General features: G+C 36.2%; 22 protein-coding genes. 9 read left to right on the forward strand and 13 right to left on the reverse strand.

Translation table 11 applies throughout. The annotated features are described in order from the left end of the window. Nucleotides 1–30: 30 nt before the first annotated feature. Complete coding sequence (gene lat, locus WC622_RS06395) at nucleotides 31–1,362, reverse strand: L-lysine 6-transaminase (RefSeq protein WP_372818377.1); 1,332 nt, start codon at nucleotides 1,360–1,362, stop codon at nucleotides 31–33. Between the two features lie 270 nt (nucleotides 1,363–1,632). On the opposite strand from lat, the gene WC622_RS06400 reads away from it, so the two are divergent. Next, a complete protein-coding gene (locus WC622_RS06400) occupies nucleotides 1,633–1,824 on the forward strand; it encodes a hypothetical protein (RefSeq protein WP_372818379.1) in 192 nt (63 codons plus the stop codon). A 44-nt stretch (nucleotides 1,825–1,868) separates the two neighbouring features. On the opposite strand, the gene WC622_RS06405 is transcribed toward WC622_RS06400, so the two are convergent. Beyond that, nucleotides 1,869–2,741 carry a 1-aminocyclopropane-1-carboxylate deaminase/D-cysteine desulfhydrase gene (locus WC622_RS06405; protein WP_372818381.1) on the reverse strand — a complete coding sequence of 291 codons (873 nt, stop codon included), beginning with the start codon at nucleotides 2,739–2,741 and terminating at the stop codon, nucleotides 1,869–1,871. Nucleotides 2,742–2,794: 53 nt separating this feature from the next. Beyond that, the gene (locus WC622_RS06410) at nucleotides 2,795–3,826 is read right to left on the reverse strand and encodes a DUF6588 family protein (protein ID WP_372818383.1); all 1,032 of its coding nucleotides are present in this window, start codon (nucleotides 3,824–3,826) and stop codon (nucleotides 2,795–2,797) included. Between the two features lie 192 nt (nucleotides 3,827–4,018). On the opposite strand from WC622_RS06410, the gene WC622_RS06415 reads away from it, so the two are divergent. The 3 genes from WC622_RS06415 to WC622_RS06425 all read left to right on the forward strand — a co-directional run bounded on the left by WC622_RS06415 (nucleotide 4,019) and on the right by WC622_RS06425 (nucleotide 6,922). Then, nucleotides 4,019–5,047 (forward strand): RluA family pseudouridine synthase, encoded by a 1,029-nt coding sequence (locus tag WC622_RS06415; protein ID WP_372818384.1) that lies wholly within the window; start codon nucleotides 4,019–4,021, stop codon nucleotides 5,045–5,047. A gap of 3 nt (nucleotides 5,048–5,050) precedes the next feature. Continuing rightward, nucleotides 5,051–5,887, forward strand: coding sequence for an aminotransferase class IV (locus tag WC622_RS06420; protein WP_372818386.1), 837 nt, complete (start codon nucleotides 5,051–5,053; stop codon nucleotides 5,885–5,887). Nucleotides 5,888–6,172: 285 nt separating this feature from the next. Continuing rightward, a complete protein-coding gene (locus WC622_RS06425; RefSeq protein ID WP_372818388.1) occupies nucleotides 6,173–6,922 on the forward strand; it encodes a hypothetical protein in 750 nt (249 codons plus the stop codon). Between the two features lie 173 nt (nucleotides 6,923–7,095). Here the strand turns inward: WC622_RS06425 and fmt are convergent, their stop codons facing one another. Next, nucleotides 7,096–8,004, reverse strand: coding sequence for a methionyl-tRNA formyltransferase (fmt, locus tag WC622_RS06430; protein WP_372818390.1), 909 nt, complete (start codon nucleotides 8,002–8,004; stop codon nucleotides 7,096–7,098). A 70-nt stretch (nucleotides 8,005–8,074) separates the two neighbouring features. Between fmt and WC622_RS06435 the strand changes: the two genes are divergently transcribed. After that, nucleotides 8,075–9,127: a DNA topoisomerase IB gene (locus tag WC622_RS06435; protein ID WP_372818392.1), complete on the forward strand. Its 1,053-nt coding sequence runs from the start codon at nucleotides 8,075–8,077 to the stop codon at nucleotides 9,125–9,127. Here the strand turns inward: WC622_RS06435 and WC622_RS06440 are convergent, their stop codons facing one another. From WC622_RS06440 to WC622_RS06455, 4 genes are all read right to left on the reverse strand, one after another. Beyond that, nucleotides 9,128–10,054: a ketopantoate reductase family protein gene (locus tag WC622_RS06440; protein WP_372818394.1), complete on the reverse strand. Its 927-nt coding sequence runs from the start codon at nucleotides 10,052–10,054 to the stop codon at nucleotides 9,128–9,130. Nucleotides 10,055–10,103: 49 nt separating this feature from the next. Then, on the reverse strand, nucleotides 10,104–10,463 hold the full coding sequence (locus WC622_RS06445; RefSeq protein WP_372818395.1) for a hypothetical protein: 360 nt from the start codon (nucleotides 10,461–10,463) through the stop codon (nucleotides 10,104–10,106). Between the two features lie 9 nt (nucleotides 10,464–10,472). Continuing rightward, entirely contained in the window at nucleotides 10,473–10,679 is a 207-nt protein-coding gene (locus WC622_RS06450) for a hypothetical protein (RefSeq protein WP_372818397.1), read from the reverse strand. A 264-nt stretch (nucleotides 10,680–10,943) separates the two neighbouring features. Continuing rightward, entirely contained in the window at nucleotides 10,944–12,218 is a 1,275-nt protein-coding gene (locus WC622_RS06455; protein ID WP_372818399.1) for an exo-beta-N-acetylmuramidase NamZ domain-containing protein, read from the reverse strand. Between the two features lie 78 nt (nucleotides 12,219–12,296). Between WC622_RS06455 and WC622_RS06460 the strand changes: the two genes are divergently transcribed. Continuing rightward, entirely contained in the window at nucleotides 12,297–13,511 is a 1,215-nt protein-coding gene (locus WC622_RS06460; protein ID WP_372818401.1) for an ABC transporter permease, read from the forward strand. A gap of 1,211 nt (nucleotides 13,512–14,722) precedes the next feature. On the opposite strand, the gene WC622_RS06465 is transcribed toward WC622_RS06460, so the two are convergent. Further along, nucleotides 14,723–15,292 carry a dihydrofolate reductase family protein gene (locus tag WC622_RS06465; protein ID WP_372818403.1) on the reverse strand — a complete coding sequence of 190 codons (570 nt, stop codon included), beginning with the start codon at nucleotides 15,290–15,292 and terminating at the stop codon, nucleotides 14,723–14,725. 155 nt (nucleotides 15,293–15,447) lie between these two features. Further along, a complete protein-coding gene (locus WC622_RS06470; protein WP_372818405.1) occupies nucleotides 15,448–15,999 on the reverse strand; it encodes a hypothetical protein in 552 nt (183 codons plus the stop codon). A 784-nt stretch (nucleotides 16,000–16,783) separates the two neighbouring features. Between WC622_RS06470 and WC622_RS06475 the strand changes: the two genes are divergently transcribed. Continuing rightward, nucleotides 16,784–17,416 carry a hypothetical protein gene (locus WC622_RS06475; protein WP_372818407.1) on the forward strand — a complete coding sequence of 211 codons (633 nt, stop codon included), beginning with the start codon at nucleotides 16,784–16,786 and terminating at the stop codon, nucleotides 17,414–17,416. A 283-nt stretch (nucleotides 17,417–17,699) separates the two neighbouring features. On the opposite strand, the gene WC622_RS06480 is transcribed toward WC622_RS06475, so the two are convergent. The 3 genes from WC622_RS06480 to WC622_RS06490 form a co-directional block, all read right to left on the reverse strand. Continuing rightward, on the reverse strand, nucleotides 17,700–18,176 hold the full coding sequence (locus tag WC622_RS06480) for a hypothetical protein (protein WP_372818409.1): 477 nt from the start codon (nucleotides 18,174–18,176) through the stop codon (nucleotides 17,700–17,702). A 161-nt stretch (nucleotides 18,177–18,337) separates the two neighbouring features. Then, nucleotides 18,338–19,156, reverse strand: a complete 819-nt coding sequence (locus WC622_RS06485; RefSeq protein ID WP_372818411.1) for a serine protease — start codon at nucleotides 19,154–19,156, stop codon at nucleotides 18,338–18,340. 318 nt (nucleotides 19,157–19,474) lie between these two features. After that, nucleotides 19,475–19,687 (reverse strand): hypothetical protein, encoded by a 213-nt coding sequence (locus tag WC622_RS06490; RefSeq protein WP_372818413.1) that lies wholly within the window; start codon nucleotides 19,685–19,687, stop codon nucleotides 19,475–19,477. Nucleotides 19,688–20,292: 605 nt separating this feature from the next. On the opposite strand from WC622_RS06490, the gene WC622_RS06495 reads away from it, so the two are divergent. Both WC622_RS06495 and WC622_RS06500 read left to right on the forward strand, forming a co-directional pair. Then, nucleotides 20,293–20,913, forward strand: coding sequence for a fibronectin type III domain-containing protein (locus WC622_RS06495; RefSeq protein ID WP_372818415.1), 621 nt, complete (start codon nucleotides 20,293–20,295; stop codon nucleotides 20,911–20,913). 192 nt (nucleotides 20,914–21,105) lie between these two features. Continuing rightward, complete coding sequence (locus WC622_RS06500) at nucleotides 21,106–21,399, forward strand: GIY-YIG nuclease family protein (RefSeq protein WP_372818417.1); 294 nt, start codon at nucleotides 21,106–21,108, stop codon at nucleotides 21,397–21,399. Nucleotides 21,400–21,523 lie beyond the last annotated feature (124 nt).

The raw sequence follows: 21,523 nt of genomic DNA on the forward strand, positions 1-21,523 counted from the left end.
CACAACTGCGGCTAAAATTATTTTATAAAATTATAAACTCGGTAAAATCTTCTCCATTACTTCCATTCCTTCATCAATATGTTTTTTCTCAATACATAAAGCAGGGCGGAAACGAATAGTTTGATTACCACACCCTAAAAACATTACATTATGTTCAATTCCTTTTTGAATAAAAGCATTACGCATATCTTTATTTACAAAATCGAACGCACAAAGTAAACCACGACCACGAACATTGCTTATTTTACTATGTTTTGTAGCTAGTTGTGTTAAATGCTGTTTTAAATAATCGCCTACTTCTGCAGCATTTTGACAAAGTTGATCTTCTTGTAAGATATTTAAAATTTGTGTAGAACGAACCATATCTACTAAATTACCACCCCAAGTAGAGTTGATGCGTGAAGGTACATTAAATACGTTTCCTTCAACTTCTTCTACCTTTTTACCCACCAAAATTCCACAAACTTGCATCTTTTTACCAAATGCTACAATATCTGGACGAGCTTGCTCGCTAAAATGCTCGTGGCACCAAAACTTACCAGTTAAGCCTACACCAATTTGTACTTCATCGTAGATTAAAAATGATTCATTTTCATCTGCCAGTTGGCGCAGTTGAATTAAAAACTCTTCACGTAAATGATTATCACCGCCTTCAGATTGAATTGGCTCAACGATAATAGCGCAAATATCATCTTTATTCGCTGCAAAAGCCTGTTTAATCTGCGCAATCGAGGCTTCCTCTGATTCTATCGCAGTTGCTAAGTTTCCATCAATCAAAGGGAATTTTACTTGTGGAACCGATACTCTTGGCCAGTCGAACTTTGCAAACCATTTTGTTTTATCTGGTAGTGTATTCGTTAAACTTAGCGTATAACCAGTACGACCGTGAAAAGCTTTTTCAAAGTGTAATACTTTAAAACCTTTTTCTTCTTTGTATCCTTTAGCAAAGTTTTTTTGAACTTTCCAATCCATAGCAACTTTAAGTGCGTTTTCTACGGCTAAACCTCCACCTGCAATAAAAAAAGCATGTGGTAAATAATCCGGAATACCAACTTCCCCAAAGGTTTTTACAAACTGTGCATATTCCTGAGTATATACATCAGAATTAGATGGATTAGCCATAGCTGCTAACAATAGACTATGTTTAAAGGCTTCATCATTAATCATTTTTGGGTGGTTGTAGCCCAATGGAACTGAAGCAAAGCAGGTAAAGAAATCTAATAATCTGCGATTGTATTTCGAGTCGTAAATATATGCACCATTACTTTTCTCCATATCATAGGTGAGGTCGAAACCATCTGCTAAAATATGTTGTTGCAAAGTTTGATTTACTTGATCTGGTGCTACACTAAGTTGATACATAAAATTTATAGTTTTGGTATGTTCAAAAGTAATAAAATGTGCCAAATTATCAAATTTAAGCACTATTTGAGCTTGAAAGATAAAAACTAGGTTTAAACGATTTAAAGTTAGTTTTTGCCAAAAAAATGTTTTGCTTTTATAAATTGTGGAAAAATACTAAGAGAGAATTATGCCTAATTTCTTCCTAATTGTTCAAAAAGGAGAGCATATTATTTAAAAAATTCCTTAATAAATAATACCTACCTTACCCTACATTTAAAGAGAAGAGTTATGAGATACGGAGTGGTAATTAGTTTTAATTCTGCTAAAGGAATTGGTAATATAAAAGATAGCAGTACAAATATAGAATATGGGTTTGCAAAGGCTGATTGCCCACATGAAGTAGAGATTTTAGATGAGGTAGCGTTCGAAGTAACAACCGAAAACCATAAAATGAGAGCAATTAACATTAAACCCTCTTAGGGTTGCGTCATTCCCATCTTCCATTACGGGAATAGCGATGATGATTAAACCTGAAACAGTTTTTCTTTCATTCCTAAAATACCCAGCAAACCTCCAGTATGTAAGGCTAGAACTTTAGCATCTTTTTTAAAATAGTTTTTACGAGCTAAATCATAGATAGCATAAAATAGTTTGCCTGTGTAAACCGGATCTATCAGCATTCCTGTTTCAGTACTAAAAGTTTTTATGAATTTTAATAATTCTGGAGTTGTTTTGGCATAACCGCCAAAGTGATAGTTGGTATGTAAATGTAATTTGCTCACATCATTTTCATGTTTACTAATTTCTTCAGCAATAAAGTCTCCACCTTTTAATATAGGAATTACATGAAGTTGAGTTGGTAAGTTTTGGAGATTAATACCTTTTAATAATCCAGCGGCTGTAGTTCCAGTACCAGCAGCACAAAATATATAATCGAAAGGTTCTGTAAGTTCAGTTATAATTTCAGCACAACCTTTTACAGCTTCTTCACTTGCGCCACCTTCATCAATAAAATAGGCTTGGTCATCGCTACCAAAATGGGAAGTAAAAAGAAGTTGTTTATTCTTATAATTTTCTCGATCAGTAAAAATGAGCTGCATTCCAAATAAATGGCAGAGCAGTAGCATTTCATTTTCAACCTGCTCACCACGTACAAATGCAGTAGCTTTTAAGCCAGCCCTTGCCGCCGCTGCTGCGGTAGCCACTAAATGATTAGAGTAAGCGCCACCAAAAGTAACTAAGTGCTTTTTCCCTTTTAATGTTACATCTTGTAGAATGTACTTGAGTTTACGCCATTTATTGCCCGAAATGTATGGGTCAATTAAATCATCTCGTTTAACATAAACGGGGTTTAACGATTGAAAACTGATTTGCTGTACTGGACTGTAAATTTGCATTAAATAAAAAAAGCTTCCCCAAAGAGAAGCTTTTATGTTGATGATTTAAAATTTTATTTACCGAAACCAAAGCCAATACCACCATTTACATAGCTGTATTGTGCTTGAGTATAAGAAGCATATATTTTAAAGAACGATAACTTTAACTGAAAGCCAAGTGACGCTTTTAAGCCACTGATATCATTATTTTTAATTACTACTGGATCAGTATATGTTTGTGTGCCATTGGGATTGCCAATAGTTGGTGCATCAAAATCATATGTACCTAACGCACTTAAATTAGAATTTGATGTATTGAAACCTACACTAGCAAAAGGCGTAAAGAACAATAGATTTTTAGATATAATTGCATCTGCACTAAAGCCGTTAATTTTAATATCTAACTCTTGATTAGCATACTTGCCATTATTAATATCTAATGGTAAGTTATAGTTTAATCTAGTCAAACCTAAAGCAACAGCTAAATCAAAAGGCAATAGCTTATCTTTTTTACCCATAATTAAGGGTAGCACTTCTACTTTAGCACCAATACCGAACATATTAATTGATCCAGCATCTTCACCTAATTTAATATTAGGAACTAAACGTAGTGAAACATCAATGTTTTTTGGTAAACCTACTGTTAATTGCACCTGTGGAGAAGGAACGAAATGTATACCTGAACCTTGTGGCAATCTAAATGTTTGAGTAGGATCTGCATTAAACTTCATTAAAGCACCTTCATTATCAACTCCAAAAGCAGTTGGGCCTGTAGAAGATGATGGATTTACTGGGCTCACATTTTGAAGACCTAATGTATTTACATCGTAAGTTTGATCAGATTTTGGTACAAATGCTAACGTACCTGTAATACGTAAATCGAATCGTAAAAAACCTTTCGTCTTAGCTGATGTATTCCAGCCGGAGTTTAAGCCAACACCTAATCCTTTAAAAAGGGGGTTGATGTACGCATCTACAAGTTTTGTAGCATCTGCAGGACTTGCTTTAAATAGGTCGCCTACGTCTTCTTGTGCCAATAAATTTAGGGGTAATAAAAAAGCGCTTACAATCAATAAAGATTTAAGCGCAGTTAATTTTTTTTTCATAGTTTTTATCTGTTTGATTTTCAATCACGAAAGTATATCTTTCTCATCAGATAAGGAAAAAAATTAAGTACTATTCTCACATTTTCAGTAAAAGCTTTCATAGGCACAATAGTTTAATACATCTTCCTTAACAAAAAACAAGCCAATCTATTTTTTTAAAAATTATCAAATTGTTAATCCTATTTTTGCAGCATGGAAAACAATATTATAGAGCAAGAGGAAGAACAAGATTTATTTGAGCATTTTAATATTGTTGTCGATAAAGGACAGTCTTTGCTGCGTATTGACAAGTTTTTGATGCACCGTCTAGAAAATGCGTCAAGGAATAGAATTCAGAATGCAATTGATGCGGGTAATGTACTAGTTAATAAGAAAACTGTAAAATCGAGTTATAAAGTAAAACCATTTGATGAAATTTCTATCGTGTTTGCGCATCCGCCACGCGATACAGAAGTTTACCCTGAAAACATTCCAATAGATATTGTTTATGAAGATGCTGATTTATTGGTAGTAAACAAACCTGCTGGTATGGTGGTGCATCCAGGTTTTAATAATTATACAGGTACATTGGTTAATGCGTTAGCCTATCATTTTGAGCAATTACCAACTTTACCAGGTAATGATGGTCGTCCAGGTTTAGTACACCGCATAGATAAAGATACATCTGGTTTGCTGCTAATAAGCAAGAACGAAATTACCATGACCAAACTGGCTAAACAATTTTTTGATCACAGCATAACCCGTAAATACATTGCATTAGCTTGGGGCGATATAGAAAAAGAAGGCAGAATAGAAGGTTACATTGGTCGTAGTTTAAAAAACCGCATTGTAATGGATGTGTATGATGATGAAGAGAAAGGCAAATGGTCGGTGACTAATTATTCGGTTTTAGAACGTTTAGGCTACGTAACTTTAGTAAGCTGCCAGTTAGAAACAGGGCGCACACATCAAATTAGAGCACATATGCAGCACATTGGACATCCATTGTTTAGTGATGCAAATTATGGTGGCGATAAAATTTTAAAGGGCACAACGTTTACCAAATACAAACAGTTTGTTAACAATTGTTTTGAGATTATGCCTCGTCAAGCTTTACATGCCCAAACTTTAGGTTTCATTCATCCAACTACAAAGAAATACATGGAGTTTGAAGCGCCTTTACCTGCAGATTTTAAAGCCGTTTTACTTAAATGGCGAAATTATTCACTACAACCGCAGTAATGTATGTCGCATATTTTATTTAACGATGAATTTTTTGCTGCAGATCATGCAATTATAAAGTCAAGTAATCGTGGGTTCAAATTTGGCGATGGACTATTTGAATCGATGCGGATGTGTAATGGTAAATTGCAGTTTGCTGAGCAACATGCAGATCGCTTAAGAGCAGGCATGAAAGCGTTGAAGATGGAAGGCTACGCTTTGCTAGACGAATATTTTCTAAGACAAAAAACGACAGAACTACTTAAAAAGAACAAGTTTAACGGGAATGTTCGTTTTCGTCTCACGATTTACAGAGATGGGGAAGGCTTATATACACCTCAAAGTAATAAAGCAGGTTACTTGCTAGAAGCGATTCCATTAGAGCAAGCACAATATGAATTAAACAAAAAAGGTTTAATTATAGATGTGTATGATGAAATTACTAAATCCATTAATAAACTAGCTAATTACAAAACCAGCAATGCTTTATTGTATGTAATGGCAGGTTTATTTCAAAAGCAACACCGATTGGATGAGGCTTTGATTTTAAATCAACATGGTTTTTTATGTGAAAGTACGATCTCTAATGTATTTGTAGTGTATCAAAAACAAATTTATACACCAGCACTTTCCGAAGGTTGTGTGGCTGGAGTGATGCGAAGTGTAATTTTACAACTTGCCAAAACACACGATTTACCTCTAATTGAAGCACAAATTAACCCAGAAATCTTAAACGAAGCTGAAGAGGTTTTTGTAACCAATGCAAGTAGTGGAATTAGATGGGTGATGGGTTATGGTAAAAAACGTTACTTTAATGAAGTAGCCAAGACGCTTAGTGCGAAGTTGAATGCTTTGCTTTAAAACACCTTGCTCGTCTTTGCGAAGGAGGTCCTTCAACCGACTGTGGCAATCTCCCTCATACTTATAAATACAAATAGGAGATTGCCACGCTACGCTCGCAAAGACGATAGCCTTACAGCATCTCCCAAATCATAATTAATTCCAAGAAATAGCTAGGAAGCGGAGAGTCAAAAACAAAAATCTCACATTCTAGTCTCGGTTAATTTATCTTTGTATTTTATTATTTACAATCACTTTATCGGACTGAAATTTGTGTAATATAGCATACACACAAATGTAACCGATATGAAAAAATTACTCATCGTCGTTATGGCTTGCTATGGCCTAAACGCTCGTTCGCAAACGAACGAATCCAAAAATTATGTACACCTGTATTCAGACTCTACTGTCTATGCTCAAAAGATTAGGTTACGACCTGATTTTGCAGGCTCATGGATATTAAGAGTCGACTCAAGGCGTATACCCGTACAACAAGTAAAGTTCTTTAACAATGAAGATGGTTTCTTTGCCAACACGAAGAAGTTAAACTTTTTTGGGGAATCCTCTTTTTCGGAAAGAATTATTGAGGGTAAGATCAATCTTTATCAGCAGGTAGTGTATGATCCCATTCAATACGATAGAGATTACTACAGGTTTAGAGATAGAACTCGCCAAACAGTTGATACACGAATGTTCTATAACAAAGGTCTTTCAGACTTGAAAAAGGTCAATTATCCTAATCTTGTAGCAGACATGGCAGATAATTCGAAAAGTCTGGACATGTTAGAAGCCTATCGTAGAAGTAGAAGTACTGCTGTTGCTATGTATGTAGGTGCAGGTGCTGCATTTATTGCAAGTGCTGTCACTCTTTTTTCTGGTTCTGGACTAAAACAAAATGGTACTACTTTCGGAAACATGCCCAAGTATGAAACGAAGAGTTCTACAGTAAGTTTCTTACTATTGGGTATTGGTAGTGGCTTAAGTTTAGGCGGCTATTTAATTCAGTCCAATGGCTCAAGAAATATAGAAAGGGCAGTTGAGGCTTATAATAATTAATAAAAGAGTATGATGAACAACAGGCAGCGCTGTAATTGGCCTGCCTGTTGTTTATATTTTTCGCGTCATCTCGACTGTAGCGGAGAAATCTTTCTTTTAGCTCGCCGCCGCTATTACTTTTAAGATTCCCGTTTTCACGGGAATGACGAGCATCGGTTTGGGACATGCATTCTTTACAACCGCATCCCCCTTAAAAACTCATCAACCAACATTCGCTTTTTACCTTCGTATTGCACATCGGTTAGAGAGATAAAGCCATCTTTCGTAGCAAACTTTAAATATGTTTTTCCGTCAGTTAAAAATGCACCTGTAGAAATACCAGGTTCTTTATCCTCTAGCGTTGCATTAAAAATCTTTAACGTTTTATCATTTAAAGTCGTAAAAGCAGTAGGGTAAGGGCTTAATCCACGAATGTGATTATACACTGTTTGATTTGATTGGTTCCAATTTACCTTGCAAAAATCCTTAAATATTTTCGGTGCAGCTTTTAAGTCATCGCTTTGTGGTTGCGGTACCTCGTTATAATCATCAGCCTCTATAGCTTTAACTGTTTTAACCAATAAATTTGCGCCAACCACCATTAACTTATCATGTAAACTTCCAGCGGTTTCATCGTCTGTAATTTCTACCGCATCAGAAAATATGATATCGCCTGTATCAATCTCTTGTTTTAAAAAGAACGTTGTTACGCCACTTTCTTTTTCACCATTAATAATAACATGATTAATAGGTGCAGCTCCGCGGTATTGTGGCAATAAAGAGCCATGTAAATTGATAGTGCCTTTTGCCGGCATATTCCAAACAACTTCTGGCAACATTCTGAAGGCAACCACCACAAACAAATCTGCATTTAAAGATGCTAGTTCTTCAATAAACAAAGGATCTTTTAATTTTAAAGGCTGCAAAACTCTTAAGTTGTTTTCTAGAGCATACTTTTTTACCGCACTCTCATTTAACTTTTGCCCACGACCAGCAGGTTTGTCGGCTGCGGTAACTACACCAACAATATCTAAACCTGCTTGTTGTAAAGCACTTAAAGAAGCAACGGCAAAATCGGGCGTACCCATAAAAACTATTTTCATCACTATTTGTTCAATGGTTGTTTTAATGCTACAAAATAACTAAAAATTTCACTCATATTCTTTTTACTATATGGTTCCAACTTCCGAAGTCATTAATTCTAGCAGCTTGGTATATGTTCATCCGGCTCAACCGGGTATTTATAGAAAAGGAAAACCAGGGCATTTTTATTATGTAGATAAAAATGGCGAGCGGATAAAAAATGAATCAGATTTAGAAAGGATAAAGAAATTGGTATTGCCACCAGCATGGACAGATGTTTGGATTTCGCCTAGGAAAAATGGTTATTTACAAGCCATAGGCATAGATGCTGCGGGCAGAAAGCAATACCGTTACCATACCGACTGGACATCTAGACGGTCTGACCATAAATATTTTAGACTCTTAGAATTCGGTAAAGCTTTAACGCATGCTCGTAAGCAAATTGCTAAAGATTTAAGAAGAAAAGATTTCGATGAGCGCAAAGTACTAGCCATTTGCTTACAAGTAATGCAGAAAACGTTAATTAGAATTGGGAACGAAAGTTATAAAAAGGCTTATGGTAGTTATGGACTAAGCACCTTAAAGGATAATCACTTTAAAGAAAACGGAAGTAAATCGACCTTAAGTTTTGTGGGTAAAAAAGGAGTGAAGCAAGAAGTGCAATTGAACGATAAAACCTTGGCACAGTTGGTAAAAAAGTGTAAAGATATTCCCGGACAAGAGTTATTTCAGTTTTATACCAAAGGCAAAGCGCATAAGTCGGTAGATTCTGGAATGATTAACAATTATATAAGAGAAATTACAGGAAGTGATTTTACGGCTAAGGATTTTAGAACTTGGGGTGGAACATTGGAAGCCTTAAGACAATTAGCAAGTTGTTCGGTTAAAACTCCTGATTTGCCTAAAAAGAAAGCTATTGTAGAAGTGTTAGATTGTGTGGCGAATAAACTGGGCAATACCAGAGCGGTTTGTAAAAGTTCTTACGTGTATCCGATGTTATTGGAAACTTTTGAGAATGAAGGATTGCAGAAATACTTAATGAAAATTAACACAGTAAAGCCAGATAGCAAGACAGCAATGGAAAATGATGAGAAAGTGTTATTGCAGTTTTTGAAACAAGCAAAAGCGACCAAGAAAAAGTAATTATCTGTTTAATAGTGCTTGGTAAGCCGTTTCGAAATGTGGTGTTGGCATACCTAGTTTTTTTCCTTCCCTTACAACATAGCCAGTAATGGATTCTAGCTCCGTCTTTTTGCTGTTAAATTGAAAATCTCTTTGCATAGATGAAGTTGTGGCAAAAGGAAGCGATTCATAATGTGCCATTGCTTTATCAATTGTGTGTGGCTCTACCTCAATATTTTTAGCTTTGGCTAGCGCAGAAGTTTCACTGACGAAATCTTGAAGTGCCGTTCTATTTTCTTTCAATAACTCGCCAATGGGTTTGTTGTAAAAAGATGTTGCGGTGGCTATACAGGATAAAAAGATGAATTTCTCCCAAATGAGTTTAGAAATATTAGCAGATAAAGTGGCCTCAATTCCTGCAGACTTTAATAAATCTTCTAATACGATTAACCTTTCATCGCTTGCGTTATCAAGTCCAAAATAAATTTCTTGTCTGTTGCCCATGTTTTCTACCACTCCAGGTTCTTTGATTGCCGAAACGATGTAAGCGCAACCTGCAGGCACCAAATGATTTGGGAATTGTTCTCTTATTTTCTCTACGGCTTCAACTCCATTTAATAAAGGAAGCAATACAGTTTCTTTACCAATGCAAGGCGTCAATTGGTTTAGCATTTCTACTAAATCGTAACTTTTAGTACATAAAATGATATAATCGGCAATGCCAATTTCAGCGGCGTTATCAGTAGCTAAAAAAGGTTTTGCGAGAAAATCAATATCTCCTTTGATAACGGTTAAGCCATGCTCCTGAATTTCTTTTAAGTGTGCTCCTCTAGCAATAAAATGAACTTCAATGTCATCGTTTCCTGCATAAGCTCTTGCTAACAGTCCACCAAAATAACCTCCAACTCCGCCAATGCCAGCAACTACAATTTTTGTTTTATGAGTCATTTCTAAATGAGAGCTTTTGAATTAATTAAATAAGCAAAGAAAAAAATAATTATTTCATATTTCTTTTGATAAGGAATGCGGAGATTATACCTCCTACAATTAATCCAATAGGAATATAAAATTGATTTGGAGATAATAGGTAAAAGATAACAGCAAAAGCAAACCCTATCCCAACTCTAACTAAAGCTATATTATAGAATGGGGTTAAGTGTTCGATTTTATCCGCTTTTCGTTGAATAGATAAATTTTTAATCACATCCTCTATAATTTCTCCCGGGATGCCTTGTTTTTCTAAACGAGCATAAATAATTTCTCGATCTACACCTGATTTGGAAAGCTTTAGCGCCTCTAAGTAAGCTTTTTTCTTTAATTCTTCAGCCGAAAGATTTGAATTTTGTTCATGCATCATGTGTCACTATTATTTTTTTACCGAATGAACAGGTTGTTCACTGTTCTCTTTCTGCTTAGCTGGATTTTTAGTTTTGGCCATCGCAGGATCTTTCGTATAAATTTTATCTTCCGTCTTTTTAACCACTTTATTGCCTTTATCTACTTTACCTTTAGGCTGCGGTTCTAAAAAGTTGCTTGATACTTTTTCGCTTTTCTTTGTTTTCTCGTTGTTCATAGCTTTTGGAGAGTGAATGTTAAATGAAAGAATACTAGGTTAATCTTATCAGTGTCATAACAAACGATAAACAAGCTTGTTTGGCCAAATGGAACTTAATCCGTTAATCGTCATTGCGAGGCACGAAGCAATCTTACAGCTATGGCGGTTAGGTAAAACGCTTTAAGATTACTTAAAGTTATTTTTATTATTTTTATTGGTGTTCGTGAGATCTCTCTACGTTCGGTTGTCTTCGTGCCTCGCAATGACGATATCTTCAATCAACTAAGGATACAATAAATACTTTTTACGCATTTGTTTGTACTGACTTAATCCTGGTTCCCAACTTGCTCTAATCTCTTTTTCAGAAACACCATCAATAATTTGTTGTCTAAAATTGCCAACACCAATTCTCGCTTCAATTGTACCTACTTCGGCACTTAATTTATTGTTAAAGAAATCTTCTTTACGAGGCGATGCTTTATACAATTCCATAATCCAGCTTAAGTTTAACATTTTTGTCTTCCTAAAGTTTGAAACATCGTAGTTTCTTAAATCTAAACCATAACAAACCTCATTCATAAACAATGGAGTTTCGCTCATGCCTTTAATACTTTTAGGTGTAAACGAGAATGCAAATTTTCCTTTTAGGTAAGGAGCACCCACAATTGTAAAGGGATATTGTGTACCACGACCGTGATTTAAATACGTTCCTTCAAATAAACAGGTAGTTGGGTACAATAAAATAGATTGTTGTGTATTTAAATTTGGTGATGGTTTTACAGGCAACACATAAGGCATATCGTGTGTATAGTTTGCATTTTTAATCACCGTGATTTTACACTTCATTTTGTCTTTTAACCAACCTTCGCCATTTAACATCTGCGCATATTCGCCTAAGGTTAAGCCGTGCACAATTGGAATAGGTTGTAAACCAATCCCCGATTTATATTTAGGATCTAAAACTGGTCCGTCAATGTAAAAACCATTCGGATTTGGACGATCTAAAATCATCACTTCTTTGCCATCACGAGCACAAGCTTCCATTACATGTTGTAAGGTATTCATATAGGTATAAAAGCGAACGCCCACATCCTGAATATCAAAAATCATGATATCTACATCTGCTAAATCTTCTTTAGTTGGCGTACTGTGTTTACCATATAAAGAGATGGCTTTGATGCCAGTTTTTGTATCTACGGCATCATCTACACTTACACCTGCACTTGCATCGCCTCTAAAACCATGTTCTGGACCAAATATTTTAACAATGTTTACACCACGTTTAAGTATGCTATCTACTACAGTTACGTTGCCAATAATAGATGTTGGATTAACCACCATGCCAATGCGTTTCCCTTTTAGTAAAGGCAAATACTTTTCAGTTTGCTCGGCACCGGTCATAAATTTTTTCCCAGCTTTAGGCTTGTCAATATTTTCGGCCTTTACTTTGTAAGGATTAGGTACATTAGGATTCAATTTAACTTTTACTCCTTGTCCGCAAGCAGCAAGGGCAAAAACAGTAAGTAACGATGTAAAAAGGACAGATAATTTTTTCATTTCTAGATTTTTTAAAGAAGTATACGCTAAATCGAAATCGAATTAGCACTTTTGCTAAGTTACAATTTATTACAAAATTTGAATATAGAATATTTCATAGCGAGGCGAATTGCCATAAAATCTGAACGTACATTTAGTAAGTTAATTGTACGCATAGCGATAGCTGGTGTAATGCTAAGCTTGGCTGTGATGATACTTTCTGTTGCGATTATTAAAGGTTTTAAAACCGAAATACAAGATAAAGTAAGAGGTTTTATTGGTGATGTACAGATTTACCGTTTCGATTTAAATGGTTCTTTTGAGAAATCTCCTTTTGTACCTAATGATACTACACTACAGTATTTAAAAAACAATACAGACTTAGAATCCTATTATCCATTTGCTACCAAGCCTGCTATTATTTCGGCTAATGGTGAAGTGGAGGGTATAAATTTTAAAGGAATTGATCCTACCTACGATTGGCGCTTTATTCAAAAGCATTTAATTAGTGGAAAAGTGATTGACTTTGCCGATAGCGCTGCAAATCAAATCTTAATATCGGAGTATACCGCAAACCGATTAAAGCTTAAAAATGGAGATAGCTTTTTAGTGCACTTTGTACAAAACCCGCCTAAAATAAGAAAGTTTAAGGTAGTGGGTATATATAGTGTAGGTATAGAAAACATTGATAAAAACTTTGCCATTGGCGATATTAATATTATTAGAAGTGTAAATAATTGGCAACCTAATCAGATGGGTGGGATAGAAGTGAGGATAAAAGACTTTGCTAAACTAAAGCCTGTGGCTGATGATGTGTATGCCAATTTAGAACTCAAACTACGGTCGAGATCTGTGAAGGAAAGTACCCCAGAGATTTTTACTTGGCTCTCCTTGCTCGATGTAAATACAAAAGTGCTGCTCTTTTTAATGATGATTGTTGGGGTAATTAATATGGTTACTGCTTTGCTCATTATGATTTTAGAGCGTACCACCATGATTGGTTTGCTGAAAGCGATGGGTATTTCTGATTTTAGTGTAATGAAAATCTTTTTGTACAATGCCATTTACTTAGTAGGCATTGGTTTAGTGTTAGGAAATATATTAGGTTTAGGTCTAGCGTATTTTCAGCAGTATTCGCATGTGTTTAAACTAGAGCAAACCAATTATTACTTGTCGTACGTGCCTATAGAGATACATTTTATAGATGTGTTGCTGTTAAATCTTGCGACTATTGTGATATGTTCGGTTGTGTTGTTAATTCCTTCGCTGTTAGTGAGTAGGATTAGTCCGCTGAAAGCGATACGGTTTAAATAAGCCCAAACTCGTCATGCTCAGCTTGCCTGGGCATCTTAATTCGGTCGTCTTTGCGAAGGAGGTTTTTCGCCGACTGTGGCTCCGCAGGAGTGCCTTTAGCACAATCTCATTGTTGTTTTCTTTTGGTAAAAGTGCCAACGCACTGGCTTGTCCGCTCTTTGCCGCGGGGGCATCAAACTTTTCCCTTGATGGAAAAGTATGCAAAAGATCAAGCCAGGAACGATGCTTCCACGCTCTAGGCTTGCGCATGGCCCGCCGTTCCTGTCTGCCCCACACTCTTGGACAGTGCTTTCCTAAGGTCGTCATGCTCAGCTTGACTGGGCATCGTAATGCATTAGTAGGTTTTTCTTGGAATGACGATGGTTAAAAGTTGGCCACGGCACTGTCTTGCCTCGGCTCGCCGCCGCCGATGGGGCTCCTTCTTTATCCTTGATGATAAAGAAGCAAACAATCAAGTCAGGAACGATGCTTCCACGCTCTAGGCTTATGCATGGCCCGCCGTTCCTGTCTGCCCCACACTCTTTGGAACAGTGGTTGGTGTTAGGGGCTGGTGGGTTACAGGGTTGGTAAAGTTCACCTCCTTAACCGTCTTTGCGAAGGAGGTTCTTCACCGACTGTGGCTCCGCAGGAGTGCCTTTAGCACAATCTCATTGCTGCTTCTTAATTGATTTGAGAATAATAGTTAAAAGTTGGCCACGGCACTGTCTTGCCTCGGCTCGCCGCCGCCGAGGGGCTCTTTCTTTTCTCTTGATAGAAAAGAAACATCCCGAGCTTGCGAGAGCATGAATACCAATAAAAATATAAGAACTGATGAATAAAATCAAGTCAGGAACGATGCTTCCACGCTCTAGGCTAACGCATGGCCCGCCGTTCCTGTCTGCCCCACACTCTTGGACAGTGATGGTATGATAAATCATTCGCAAAAGATGGCTGGTTATTAGTCCAAACTCGTCATGCCCAGCTTGACTGGGTATCGTAATGCATTGGTAGGTCTTTCTTGGGAATGATGATAGTTAAAAATCCAACGCACTGGCTTGCCTCGGCTCGCCGCCGCCGATGGGGCTCCTTCTTTATCCTTGATGATAAAGAAGCAAACAATCAAGTCAGGAACGATGCTTCCACGCTCTAGGCCTACACATGGCCCGCCGTTTCTGTCTGCCCCACGCTCTTTGGGACAGTGGTTAAAATGTTAGGGAAATGCTTTTATTTTCTTATCTTTTCTTCTCGTAGTGAAGGGCAATTACTCCACTTGCAAATGTTTTCGTTTCTATTAGTTTTAGTTTCGTGATTGTTGTGATGTTTTTAAATAGAGGAATTCCTTCTCCAAGTAAAACAGGATTGACAAATAACCAAAACTCATCAATTAAATCATGTGCTAATAAGGAATGAGATGCAGTTGGACTGCCAAAGATTAAAATGTTTTTTCCGTCTCGGTTTTTGATGCTGTTGATGTTGTCTTCTAATTGATCGCTAATTACTGTGGTGTTGTCCAATCCTTCTTCGCTGATGGTTCTGGATAACACAATTTTTGACACATTCTTGTACCACACCGAATGTTCTTTGTCGTGTTTGGATGCATTTGGTTGTTCGGCAGCAGTTGGCCAATAACTTTGCATCATGTCATAGGTTACACGTCCATACAATGCTGTGTCGGCTTTGTCCGTTAGGGTGGAAACAAAGTCGAATAACTCCTCGCTTATGTTGATCCAGTTCATTTCTCCGTTAGGTCCTGCTGCGAAACCATCGAGAGAAGAGTGCATGAAAAAAATTAGGTTTCTCATTTTGTTTTGGTGTTGGTGATAAAATTTGTTGCTTGCAATATAATAAGATGTGTTGATTTCACCTACGACTGAAGGTTGCTTTATTTAAATCTTAGTATTACTTCACACGTTACAGGCGTGCGCCAGCTTGGGGGCAGCTAATCTCAAAGCGTTGCTTATTTATAAAGCCATTTTCTAATTAGTCTAGTATAATTAGGCATCAGTAAATAAACCATTATTAAAACAACAGTACCAGAAATAAAAAACGAGTTCACATACTTGTTTTCTGGAAAATTCAATGCTTTTAAAATAGGGAGCACAAGTAAAGGAATAAGGATGGATAGGGGGTAAATGGCCGACCATGTCACTAGATACTGTTTCCAACGGACAGGTACAGTGTGCTTTTCACCTTCATTAGCGAAGAGAAAATCTAAACCAGATTTGATAAAGAATTTATCATTTTTTGTAAATAAAGGTTTTACTTTTTCAATTAAATGTTTCCTCTCTTTAGATTCCATCCAGGTAGTCAAATGTTCAATCGTATCGAACCTTATAATTACGGTATAATTAAATGTAAGATTTGGAATGGGACGAATGATTTGCCAATCAATATTTCCAATAAAACTTCTACATATCGGACCAATTTCATTCAACCAATCTTCGTATTGATCCTGTTTTCCATCTAAGATATGATGGCTTATGACAACTGTTGCGCCTTGATTTTCCATATGTTAGTTTCTTAATGTATTCAATGTACACTATTCACCGAAAATAGCACTTATGGCTGACAATAAAGTATAATTACTCCACCTGCAAAGATTTTAGTTTTGACTTACTTAAGCAGCGTTCTTCCAATAAAAGCGAGCCACTGTCTGCAAGAACTGAATAAACTCTCACGCTTTAAGATTGCTTCGTGCCTCGCAAAGACGCTTCCCTGTTAATTTCATGCTGATAATAAAGTATAGTTACTCCACCTGTAAAGGTTTTAGTCTGGACTAGCTTAAGCAGTGTTCTATCCGATAAAAGCGAGCCACTGCCTGCAAGAACTGAATAAACTCTCACGCTTTAAGATTGCTTCGTGCCTCGCAATGACGCTTCCCTGTTAATTTCATGCTGATAATAAAGTATAATTGCTCCACCTGTAAAGGTTTTTAGTCCGGATTAGCATAAGCAGTGTTCTATCCGATAAAAGCGAGCCACAGCCTGCAAGAACTGAATAAACTCTCACGCTTTAAGATTGCTTCGTGCCTCGCAATGACGCCTCCCTGTTAATTTCGAGCAGATAATAAAGTATAATAGCTCCACCTTTAAGGTTTTAGTCTTCACTAGCTTAAGCAGCGTTCTACCTTTATTTTTGGTGCTGTTGATGTTGTCTCCAACTATTCGATACTCACTGTAGTATTTTCCAAACCTTCTCCACTATTTGTTCTGGTTAATACAATTTTAGGTTTCAGGAGCTTTTAGGTTTTTCTATTCTCCTATCTTTTTTATCTTTATGTTAATTATTTCCTTATGAGGCAGCGATTTTTCTGTTTAATCTTTTTGTTGTTCACGACAGCGTTGATAAGTCAAGCGCAACAAGACCCACGCATAGCCACCTACTTGGCAGCAAAGGGCACCATGAACTATACTGAATTACATAAATATCTAGACAAATTATTTCCAGAATGGCAGTTGTCTAAAATGATGAACTTATGTACAATTATTTCTGGTCGAATGAAGGACAACAACCCCGAAAGTGGATATAAGTACCTTTATCAGCGACGTATTTACGAAGCCGCTAGGGTAGATAAGTCTACAGATAGCAAAGAGGCAATTGCCAAGAAAATTGTAAGCATGTGGACCGTTTACGAGCAACTTAATTTATTGAAATGCAACAGTACGCAATTTGATGTAATGGATGGTAGTCTGTTAAAATATGCAATATCCTACAAATTCACTGAGTTTATTGATGAAGCTATTCGTTGGAAGGTTCCTTTAAATAAAATAGATTATACTGATAACCGCACGCTTTTGGATTATGTTCAATACCATGTAAACAGAAATAAAGGCAATGCCCTCGAGGAGCTGTTTCAAATTTATTATGAAAAGTTGCGCTCAGCAGGAGCAAAACACAGAACAGAGTTGTTGAGTGATGGAAAGTAAAGTAGAAGTTTCAAGACGTGAGTAAATTGTTAAGTGTTATCCTTGCTAGTACAAGCCTATGATATGTATCTTTATTTATAATTGGAATTTACATTTACGACTGAAGATTGCTTATTTTAAATCTTACTATTATGATTGTATATAACGTTTTACGACTAAAAGAAGTTGCGGAAAACGAAGAAGAGTTCTCTCAGCTGTAATAAATATAGTGAAAAGTTGAAAGTTCCGTCGACTGTAAAACCGGAATTTTTTTTGAGCCGCTGTTGTATGCAGTGTTTTAGTCTTACATTACATTTGCGATAAGATAGAATAAGCATAATACAGATAAGAAAAGGGAGAAAAGTGAAAGTCTGGTTTGTCGCTTGATTTTATTGCCGTATTCGTCTCTTTCTAAACTATTCCATTCCTGTTCTCCAGCGGCGTATCTATGAATTTCCATTTGTCTGTAATCAATATAAATCATGAAAACCATATTGAGAATTGGAAATATAATCGTCCATAATTTAACGTGTGGTGCATCATTTGGAAATGTACCAAGGACTAAGAATGCACCGATTAATACATTATTGAAATTAAATATTTTATCATGAATTCTATCAAAAGTATTTTGAATTTGGTCAAGTGAATTTTCTACGCGTCGATCAGATTTGTCTAACAATTTGTATGTGTCTGACATCATCTCATTGGTTTCTTCTCTAACGTTTATTTTCGCAAGAGAGTTATTGATTTGTTCAAGCAATCTTATAGCTTCTTTATCCATGATGGTATCTTTAACATTGCACATAACGTTTGGCTAATTTGTGCAGAAAAGGCATTATTTGCAAAATCATTTTCAGCCCGTACTAAATTAAGTAAATAACAGATGAATTAACTTAAACCACCGGTCAGCCATTTTTGCACAAATTTGCTGTTATAAGTAGTTTATTTTTCATTAGTTGGTTCATCATAAATTTTAAGACTTGCCTTTAATTTATTAACTGCTAAGTCAATTAATTCCTTTAATGCAGTCGCTTTTATCACGAGCCCCAATCCTAGTATCTGTTGAACTCCTACGTTAGCATGTAAAGTAGGTATCGCTTGCAGTTGTCCATGTTTAATCATAGTCTCTGTTACAATTCCAATTAACTTAAAATGTCCGCCAATTGGGGCGAAAACTGGACTACCACTTGAGCCTTGAAATACTTGGGCATCAATAACGAATAATTTTCTAGAATTAAAATCAACCTTAGGATAACTTGCTATATAACCTCTTCTCAATAGTGGTAAATTATTTGTCACATCAAATCTATTTTCTGGATAGCCGACAAACCAAACGTCAAGTCCAGGCATTAATTGGTCTTCGTTGAAATCAGACAACATATCATGTGTAAGGTTTTTATAAAAGACATTATGCTCAGGTTGCGTAATTATTGATGCATTTATACATGCTAAATCAATTCCTGCATCAGGATGCTCTGTATAAAGTGCAGAAAAATCCTTACCTGAGAAAGTATGGATATTCCCAAAGTCTGGGTTACCAGTTTTAGTCTTATGATTAAAGTTAAATGCAATGCTACCTAGAGGATTTACAAATACATGTTTGTTTGAGATTAGTAAAGTCACGGACCTTCCTTCAGGGTCATTTAACGGAGCGTTGAGAATAAATCCAGTTCCAATCGCCTCTCCATTTCCAGTTTCTGATGGAATAGTAATTCTAGTTGTTGTGAAAAATATTTGCTCTTCAAATTTGTCTGAAATCATAGTTCGTGTTGTTTTAAATTACTTATAACTTATAAATATGCGAAATAATTATTATCTAAAACCTTATTTAAGCAATGTAGTGTACTTTTTGTTGTTGCGCCAATAATAGTGTATAACTAATACAAACGTTTACACACGGATATAAATTCTAATCTATTATCAATAAAACTAAACCTTCTATTTTTCTTAATTATACGGGAAACCGTAACCTCAAAAAAGGTGAGGTCATCATATGAATAGAGAGTAGCGTTAAAACTAAAGGTAACTTAAGCAACCGATAAAACCAAATGCATCAAAGCGTTAGCCCATACATTCAATTTACTCATCATCATTTCCACCAGGTTGGGTTTCCCAATATTGCTCTTTTGTGATCCCATAGTAAATACAAACATGGTCTACTGTTACTTTTTTAGGGTCGATAATTCCAAATGTTCGCTTAATTTTTTTTATTTCACGAAAGCTTTTAGTGTCCTTACATTCCAATAACCACATAATGTTAGTGGCGTCAGAGAAGATGCCTTTTTTTTTCATAGCATAAATTTTAAAGGTTAATAGTTAGTAGTGGCTACAGGCAGAATTGTATCAGCGTAACGATTAGCAGCTTGTAAAATTGGGGAAATGATACGGTGGGTAGCGGCTAAAAACTAAATTAGATGTATGGGTATACTTGTTCCACAAACTAGGGATGTCGTATGTCGTAAAATCCCATTTGTTTGCTTTACAAGGTCTTTAATATGTCAAACAATTGAGATTATATACAATATGTACGCCATCATATGCTATATGTACGTCATCGTATACCATATGTGTGACATCTTATGCTATATGATGCTCTTCTTATACTATATGATTGACATTTCTTACGCTACAAAAAGGAAATTAAAATAACCAAATACTGGTTTTTCAATTATGCGAAGGGCATTTTAGGAAACAAAGTGTGTAATTAGCTGCCCATAAAGACTTCCACATCCTTCCAGATCCTTTCATTTCCTATCAATCCTTCCAATACTGCTTAATACTGTTAAAATCCTTTCAAATCCTTCCACTTACCGTCAGGGTAAATTGCTTTTATCGCCGTGCTAGTGTAATTTGATTTTCGAAGGCAATGCAGTCTTCATTTATAAAATTTACCGACTATGAAAATTTCTAAATTGATTTTAAATTATCAGAAATACAACGATGCAAAACTAGATCAGAAAGCACAAGCTATTATTGCTGCATTAACAGGGAATGCCAATTTTGTAACTACCTCACCAACATTGGCTGCATTCACTGGAATTGCTGCCAATTTTTCGAATGCATTAACCGCAGCAGCAAGTAGAGACCGTGTGGCAGTGTCGTTAAAGAGCGATGCCAGAGAAGCACTGTTGAACAGTTTCCGTTTATTGGCTATGAGTATAGAAGCTTCGGCAGAAGGCAACCGTTCAAAGTTGGTGAGTTCGGGTTTTGATTTGGCAATTGAGAGTGATAGTGCGTTAAGTCTGTCGCCACCACAAGAATTTACTTTAGCAGATGGGACGAAACCGGGAGAAATTAAGTTTAGCATTAAAGCGGTAGAAAATGCGAAGTCGTACATTTTTGAATATACTGAAGAGCCGCTGACTTTAGAAAGTAGCTGGATTTCTAAAGGTTCATCTACCCGTGAATATACGTTTACCAATTTGCCAAGTGGCAAGCGCATTTACGGTCGTGTGGTAGCTATAGGTACACGTGGGCAAGAGGGAACAACCAATGTGTTGACGAGGATGGTGCAGTAGGGGATAAAATTCGTCATTGCGAGGTACGAAGCAATCTTACAACTAAGGGTGTATTGTATTGTGCTTTAAGATTGCTTCGTTCCTCGCAAAGACGCAAAGAGGTAAGACGCATTAAGATTGCTTCGTACCTCGCAATGACGGCATATATAATTTTTTAATCTTATGAAACTTAATGTAGAATTCTTAGCATAAATGGGAAGAGGAGGTTGTGTTTACATCATGGCAAACGTTTTCAACACTATTTTATATACTGGTGTAACATCTGAATTGGAAAATAGGGTTTGGCAACATCAAAATAATTTTTATCCAAATAGCTTTACTGCTAAGTATAAATGCCATAAGCTAGTATACTTTAACCCTTTTTTTAGCATAGAAGAGGCAATTAATGAAGAAAAGCGAATTAAGGGTGGTAGTCGCTCAATGAAAATAAAGTTGATTACAGATTTGAATCCTACATGGATGGATTTATCCATTTCCTTCAGGTAAGAATGCTTAGGTCGCAATTTCTTTAGCTTCGTCATTGCTAGACAGGAAGCAATGCTACAACTATGGGTGTTATTGCATTGTGCTTTAAGATTGCTTCGTTCCTCCAATTTTCTGATCTTCGTCA

The organism is Pedobacter sp. (assembly GCF_041662865.1).
GTDB lineage: Bacteria > Bacteroidota > Bacteroidia > Sphingobacteriales > Sphingobacteriaceae > Pedobacter.

Excerpts from the sequence above, each read along its gene's own strand:
- lat (WP_372818377.1), bottom strand. The coding sequence starts at position 1,362 with ATGTATCAACTTAGTGTAGCACCAGATCAAGTAAATCAAACTTTGCAA.
- WC622_RS06400 (WP_372818379.1), top strand. The coding sequence starts at position 1,633 with ATGAGATACGGAGTGGTAATTAGTTTTAATTCTGCTAAAGGAATTGGT.
- WC622_RS06405 (WP_372818381.1), bottom strand. The coding sequence starts at position 2,741 with ATGCAAATTTACAGTCCAGTACAGCAAATCAGTTTTCAATCGTTAAAC.
- WC622_RS06410 (WP_372818383.1), bottom strand. The coding sequence starts at position 3,826 with ATGAAAAAAAAATTAACTGCGCTTAAATCTTTATTGATTGTAAGCGCT.
- WC622_RS06415 (WP_372818384.1), top strand. The coding sequence starts at position 4,019 with ATGGAAAACAATATTATAGAGCAAGAGGAAGAACAAGATTTATTTGAG.
- WC622_RS06420 (WP_372818386.1), top strand. The coding sequence starts at position 5,051 with ATGTCGCATATTTTATTTAACGATGAATTTTTTGCTGCAGATCATGCA.
- WC622_RS06425 (WP_372818388.1), top strand. The coding sequence starts at position 6,173 with ATGAAAAAATTACTCATCGTCGTTATGGCTTGCTATGGCCTAAACGCT.
- fmt (WP_372818390.1), bottom strand. The coding sequence starts at position 8,004 with ATGAAAATAGTTTTTATGGGTACGCCCGATTTTGCCGTTGCTTCTTTA.
- WC622_RS06435 (WP_372818392.1), top strand. The coding sequence starts at position 8,075 with ATGGTTCCAACTTCCGAAGTCATTAATTCTAGCAGCTTGGTATATGTT.
- WC622_RS06440 (WP_372818394.1), bottom strand. The coding sequence starts at position 10,054 with ATGACTCATAAAACAAAAATTGTAGTTGCTGGCATTGGCGGAGTTGGA.
- WC622_RS06445 (WP_372818395.1), bottom strand. The coding sequence starts at position 10,463 with ATGATGCATGAACAAAATTCAAATCTTTCGGCTGAAGAATTAAAGAAA.
- WC622_RS06450 (WP_372818397.1), bottom strand. The coding sequence starts at position 10,679 with ATGAACAACGAGAAAACAAAGAAAAGCGAAAAAGTATCAAGCAACTTT.
- WC622_RS06455 (WP_372818399.1), bottom strand. The coding sequence starts at position 12,218 with ATGAAAAAATTATCTGTCCTTTTTACATCGTTACTTACTGTTTTTGCC.
- WC622_RS06465 (WP_372818403.1), bottom strand. The coding sequence starts at position 15,292 with ATGAGAAACCTAATTTTTTTCATGCACTCTTCTCTCGATGGTTTCGCA.
- WC622_RS06470 (WP_372818405.1), bottom strand. The coding sequence starts at position 15,999 with ATGGAAAATCAAGGCGCAACAGTTGTCATAAGCCATCATATCTTAGAT.
- WC622_RS06475 (WP_372818407.1), top strand. The coding sequence starts at position 16,784 with ATGAGGCAGCGATTTTTCTGTTTAATCTTTTTGTTGTTCACGACAGCG.
- WC622_RS06480 (WP_372818409.1), bottom strand. The coding sequence starts at position 18,176 with ATGGATAAAGAAGCTATAAGATTGCTTGAACAAATCAATAACTCTCTT.
- WC622_RS06485 (WP_372818411.1), bottom strand. The coding sequence starts at position 19,156 with ATGATTTCAGACAAATTTGAAGAGCAAATATTTTTCACAACAACTAGA.
- WC622_RS06490 (WP_372818413.1), bottom strand. The coding sequence starts at position 19,687 with ATGAAAAAAAAAGGCATCTTCTCTGACGCCACTAACATTATGTGGTTA.
- WC622_RS06495 (WP_372818415.1), top strand. The coding sequence starts at position 20,293 with ATGAAAATTTCTAAATTGATTTTAAATTATCAGAAATACAACGATGCA.
- WC622_RS06500 (WP_372818417.1), top strand. The coding sequence starts at position 21,106 with ATGGGAAGAGGAGGTTGTGTTTACATCATGGCAAACGTTTTCAACACT.